We start from the raw sequence: 5,397 nt of genomic DNA on the forward strand, positions 1-5,397 counted from the left end.
GGGCCCTGGGTGGCGCGCGAGGGCGGCTGGATGCGCTGCCTCTGCTGGCCTGGCGGCAGTGCGGCGGCCGATTGGGCGGTGCTGCAGCAAAGCGAACAGCATTTCCGCCTGTTCGCCCAGGCGACCGGTGACGCGATCTGGCTCAGCCGGCCGGGTGAGCGACGCACGCTGTATGTCAGCCCGGCGTTCTGGCGCATGTGGGGCCAGGAATGCCGGCCGGATCTGTCGGACTGCCATGCCGTGTGGCTGGCTGGCATTCACCCCGAGGACAGGGGCCAGGTGGCGGCCGAGTTCGTGGCCGCCGCGGCAACCGGCCAATACGAGACCGAGTATCGGGTGCAGCGGCCGGACGGCTCGATGATCTGGGTGCGCGACCATGCCTACCCGGTGCGCGATGCCACCGGCCGCATGACCCACATGGCCGGGCTGATCGAGGACATCACCGCGGCGCACGAGGCCCAGCAGCAGCAGCGCAAGCGCCTGGCCGCCGAGGCACAGCTGCTTCGCCTGGTGGCCACCGCGCCGGGGGTGCTGATGACCTACCGCCGCGCCGCGGACGGCGCGGTCGACGTGCAGTTGGCCAACGCCAAGGTGGCCGAGGCTTACGGCCTGAACGCCGACGCGAGCGGCGGCGTGCGTGACCCGCACGAGGTCATCGTGCCCGAGGACCGAGCGCGCCTGCGCCAATCCATGGAAAGCTCGGCGCGCAGCATGGCGCCTTGCCGTGACGAGTTTCGCGTGCACCATCCCGTGCGCGGCCTGTTGTGGATCGAGATGCACCTCACGCCGGTGGCCGAGGCGGATGGCGTGATTGCCTGGCACGGCTTCCTGCACGAGGTCACCGCGCGCAAGCAGGTCGAGGAGCAGATCCTGCGCACCAACGCCGAGCTGGAAGCCCGCGTGGCCGAGCGCACCGCCGAACTGGAAGCGCGGCACCGCGAGATGGAGGCGTTTTCGTATTCCGTCTCGCACGACCTGAAGGCCCCGCTGCGTGGCATCGACGGCTACAGCCGGCTGCTGCTGACCGACCATGCCGAGCAGCTGGACGAGGAGGGCCGGTTTTTCGTCGACACCATCCGCAAGGCGACCGTGCACATGGGCCAGCTGATCGACGACCTGCTGGCCTACTCGCGTGTCGAACGCAGCCGGCCGATGCTGGGCAGCATCGACCCGGCCGCGGTCATCAACCGCCTGGTGGGCGAATACCAGCGCGAGCTGGACCAGGGCCAGGTCACGCTGGAACGGGAATTGAGCTGCAGCCAGGCCACCGGCGAGCGCGAGGGCCTGACGATGGCGCTGCGCAACCTGCTGGACAACGCGCTGAAGTTCACCCAGGGCCGGCCCGAGCGCCGCATCTGGCTGCGCTGCACCGAGCACGAGGGGCGCTGCCGCATCGAGGTGCGGGACAACGGCACCGGCTTCGACATGCGATACGCCGAGCGCATCTTCGAGATCTTCCAGCGCCTGCACCGCGCCGAGGACTATCCCGGCACCGGCGTGGGCCTGGCCATCGTGCGCAAGGCCATCGAGCGCATGCGGGGCCGCGTCTGGGCCGAGAGCGTGCCTGGCGTTGGTGCGCACTTTTTCATCGAGCTGCCGCTCTGATGCCGGTGCCCACCCTGCTGGCGAGCAGGGCTTGGCTGTATTCTCAGGTTTTCCAACCTGGGCCCTGGGGCCGGAGCATGGGCAATGAGCGGTAACCGGCCTATCTTGCTGGTCGAAGACAACCCGATGGATGTCGACCTGACGCGCCGGGCCTTTGCCAAGCGGCACATTGCCAACCCTTTGGCCGTTGCCCGGGACGGTGAGGAGGCACTTGATTGGTTGCCGCGCTGGGAAGCCGGCGAGCCGCTGCCCGTGGTCATCCTGCTGGACCTGAAATTGCCGCGGGTCTCCGGCTTGGAGGTCTTGCGGCAGTTCAAGGCCCATCCGCTGTGTTCGCGCATCCCGGTGGTCGTGCTGACCACCTCGCGCGAAGACGCCGACGTGGCCACGGCCTACGGCCTGGGCGTCAACTCGTACATCGTCAAACCGGTCGAATTCGAGAAATTCATCGAGGTCGCGGCGCAGATCGACTTGTACTGGTGTGTGCTGAACCAGAACGTGCCCAGCCACTGAAGCCGCCCGGTCGCGCATGAAGGTCCTTTACGTCGAAGACAACGCGCAGGACGCCGACCTGACGCACCGCAGCCTGGCCCGCAGCGCGCCGCACCTGCAGCTCACCACCGCCGGTGACCTGGCCGGCGCCCGCAGCCTGCTGGATGCGGGTGAACTGCCGGACCTGCTGCTGCTCGACATGCGCCTGCCCGACGGCAATGGCCTGGAGCTGCTGCAGCACGTGCGCGAGCGCAATCTGCCGCTGACCGTCGTGATGCTGACCGGCTCGGGTGACGAGGCGACCGTGGTCGCCGCGCTGCGCGGCGGGGCCGACGACTACATCGTCAAGCAGGGCGCCTACCTGGACCGCCTGCCGCTGCTGCTGCAGATCGCCTGGACCCGCTTCCGCTTTGCCAGCGAGCAGCGCGCACGGCCCATCCGCGTGTTGTACGCCGAGCGCACCGCCACCGACGTGGACCTGCTGGCCCGCCACCTGATGCGCTTCGCGCCGCACATCCTGGTCTCGGCCGTCAGCACCGGCGAGCAGGTCATTGCGCGCCTGGATGCGGGTGGTCCCGAGATGCCGCAGGTGCTGCTGCTGGACTTCCAGCTGCCGGGCATGAACGCGCTGGAACTGGTCAAGCTGCTGCGCCAGGAGCGGGACCTGGACCTGCCCATCCTCATCATCACCGGCCACGGCGACGAAGACAGCGCGATCCAGACCCTCAAGCTCGGCGCCACCGACTACCTGGTCAAGCAGGACGACATGCTGCGCCGCCTGCCCATGGCCATCGAGAGCGCGCATTTCCGCGTGCAACTCGAGCGCGAGCGTGGCGCGCTGCGCGACAGCGAGGCCCGCTTCCACCAGATGGCCAACGCCATCGGCGACACCTTCTGGCTGGCCGACCCGCAGCGCCACAGTGTGCTCTACGTCAGCCCCGGCTTCGAGCGCATCTGGGGCGAGCCACCCACCGTGCTGCAGCAGAACTGGATGGCCTGGCAGCGCGCGGTGCATCCGAACGACCTCGGCATGGTCACGAAGGCGCTGGCCGCCGCGGTGGACGGGCACTTTTCGCTCGAATGCCGCATCCAGCGGCCAGACGGCCAGTTGCGCCACATCGCGATGCGCGGCTACCCGGCCAACGACGAATCCGGCCAGCCCTTCCGCCGCGCCGGCGTGGTGCAGGACATCACCGAGCGCAAGGCCCAGGAAGCGCGCATCCAGCACCTGGCGTACCACGACGCATTGACCGGCCTGCCCAACCGCAGCCTGCTGATGGACCGCCTCGCGCTGACCTTGGCCCATGCGCAACGGCAGCGCGGCCAGATGGCGCTGTTGTTCCTGGACCTGGACCGCTTCAAGACCATCAACGACACGCTGGGCCACCTGGTCGGCGACGAGATGCTCAAGTGCGTGGCCGAGCGGCTGCGCGCGGTGCTGCGCGACGACGACACCGTGGCCCGTCTCGGCGGCGACGAGTTTGTCATCGTGCTGCCGGACATTGAAGACGTGGCCGATCCTGCCCACGTCGCCGAGAAGCTGATGGCCTCGCTGTCGCGCCCGTTCCAGATCGATGGCCACGAACTGCACGTCACCTGCAGCCTGGGCGTGAGCCTGTTCCCGCGCGACGGCGAAGACGCCGAAACGCTGCTGAAATTCGCCGACACGGCGCTCTACAAGGCCAAGGGCGCCGGCCGCAACGACTACCGCTTCTTCAGCCCTGAGATGGATGCCCGCGCGCACGACAAGCTGCGCCTGGAGAACGACCTGCGCCGCGCCATCGAGCGCCACGAGCTGCTGCTGCACTACCAGCCGCAGATGGACTTGCTGACAGGCAAGGTGCGCGGCGTCGAAGCGTTGGTGCGCTGGCTGCACCCGCGCCTGGGCCTGATTGCGCCGAATGACTTCATTCCGCTCGCCGAGGAAACCGGCCTGATCCTGGAGATTGGCGACTGGGTGCTGAACACCGCCTGCCAGCAGCTGCGCCGCTGGCGCGAGCAAGGCCAGACGGACCTGGTGCTGGCCGTCAACCTCTCGGCGCGCCAGCTGCAGCGCCCAGGGCTGGACCTCGGCGTGGCCCGCACCTTGGCCGCCAGCGGCGTGCCGGCGCATTGCCTGGAGCTGGAGATCACCGAGTCCAGCGTGATGCAGGATCCTGAGCAGGCGCTGGCGCTGCTGCGCCGGCTGCACCAGATGGGCGTGCTGTTCGCCATCGACGACTTCGGCACCGGCTACACCAACTTCGCCTACCTCAAGCAGCTGCCGCTGCAGGCCCTGAAGATCGACCGCAGCTTCATCCAGGGCCTCTCGCAAGCCGGTGGCGACGACGCCGCCATCGCCGAAGCCATCATCGCGATGTCCCGCAAGATGAACCTGCGCGTGATCGCCGAAGGCGTCGAGACCGAAGAACAGCGGCTTCGCCTGCAGTCCCTGGGCTGCGATGGCATCCAGGGCTACCTGCTGGCCCGGCCGATGCCCGCCGAGGCCTTGATGGCCTGGCTGGCCGGCCACGCGGCCCATCACGCGTCCGCAAGCGACATGGCCGACACGGAGCCCGCGTCCCTTTGAAGCCCCATCGGGCTGACGGTGCTCCAATCGGCCATGCTCCGAATTGGCTTGATCTCCGACACCCACGGCTTGCTGCGCCCTGAGGCGCTGTCCTTCCTGCGCGGCAGCGACCACATCGTGCACGCGGGCGACATCTGCGAGCCGTCAGTGCTGGAGCAGCTCGCCACCATCGCGCCGGTCACCGCCGTGCGTGGCAACAACGACCGCGGCGCCTGGGCGGAAGCCTTGCGCGCCATCGAATACCTGCAGTTCGGTGGCGTCACCATCGCCGTGGTGCACGACCTGGCCGACCTCGACGTCGATCCGCCGGCCGCCGGTCTGCGCGCCGTGATTTCTGGTCACTCCCACCGACCGTCCATGACCGAGCGCGATGGTGTGCTCTACCTGAACCCCGGCAGCGCCGGCCCGCGCCGCTTCAAGCTTCCTGTCTCGGTGGGCGAACTGCAGATCAGCGGGGACGCCGTCAGCGGCAAGCTGGTCGAACTCATGAGCTGATCGCTGCAGCGTCGCCCACCCGCCGCCTGCCTCAGCTCCACAGCTCCTCCATCGCGCTGACAAAGCCCGAGGTGATGGCGTCGCTGCCGGGCATTTGCTGTTCGCGCAGCTTCCATTGGCCGGCGACCATCACGTCGCGCCAGGGCAGGGTGGGGCTGGAGAAGATCAGGGCGTCGAGGCTGCGGGCGGCGGGGATGCCGGCGAGGCTGGTGTCGCGTGGGTCGGCGACCAGCAGG

The 5,397-nt window shown here is 68.8% G+C and carries 4 protein-coding genes and 1 pseudogene; 4 read left to right on the top strand and 1 reads right to left on the bottom strand.

What is annotated here, in order from left to right:
• The 4 genes from FKP22_RS20070 to FKP22_RS20085 form a co-directional block, all read left to right on the top strand.
• Positions 1 to 1,605: sensor histidine kinase (locus FKP22_RS20070; RefSeq protein ID WP_211361485.1), on the top strand; the 1,605-nt coding region annotated here is incomplete at its 5' end.
• An 84-nt stretch (positions 1,606 to 1,689) separates the two neighbouring features.
• A complete protein-coding gene (locus tag FKP22_RS20075) occupies positions 1,690 to 2,118 on the top strand; it encodes a response regulator (RefSeq protein WP_141289469.1) in 429 nt (142 codons plus the stop codon).
• 16 nt (positions 2,119 to 2,134) lie between these two features.
• A complete protein-coding gene (locus FKP22_RS20080; RefSeq protein ID WP_141289470.1) occupies positions 2,135 to 4,666 on the top strand; it encodes a two-component system response regulator in 2,532 nt (843 codons plus the stop codon).
• A 33-nt stretch (positions 4,667 to 4,699) separates the two neighbouring features.
• Positions 4,700 to 5,161: a metallophosphoesterase family protein gene (locus tag FKP22_RS20085; RefSeq protein ID WP_141289471.1), complete on the top strand. Its 462-nt coding sequence runs from the start codon at positions 4,700 to 4,702 to the stop codon at positions 5,159 to 5,161.
• 31 nt (positions 5,162 to 5,192) lie between these two features.
• Here the strand turns inward: FKP22_RS20085 and FKP22_RS32310 are convergent.
• Positions 5,193 to 5,397 (bottom strand): annotated as a pseudogene (locus FKP22_RS32310) (formimidoylglutamate deiminase); the annotation flags it as partial.

The sequence above is a fragment of the Ideonella azotifigens genome (assembly GCF_006519715.1).
In the GTDB taxonomy this organism is placed as follows: Bacteria; Pseudomonadota; Gammaproteobacteria; order Burkholderiales; family Burkholderiaceae_C; genus Ideonella; species Ideonella azotifigens.

What these genes read in the sequence shown, in the direction of transcription:
- FKP22_RS20075 (WP_141289469.1), top strand. Translation starts at nt 1,690, where the DNA reads ATGAGCGGTAACCGGCCTATCTTGCTGGTCGAAGACAACCCGATGGAT.
- FKP22_RS20080 (WP_141289470.1), top strand. Translation starts at nt 2,135, where the DNA reads ATGAAGGTCCTTTACGTCGAAGACAACGCGCAGGACGCCGACCTGACG.
- FKP22_RS20085 (WP_141289471.1), top strand. Translation starts at nt 4,700, where the DNA reads ATGCTCCGAATTGGCTTGATCTCCGACACCCACGGCTTGCTGCGCCCT.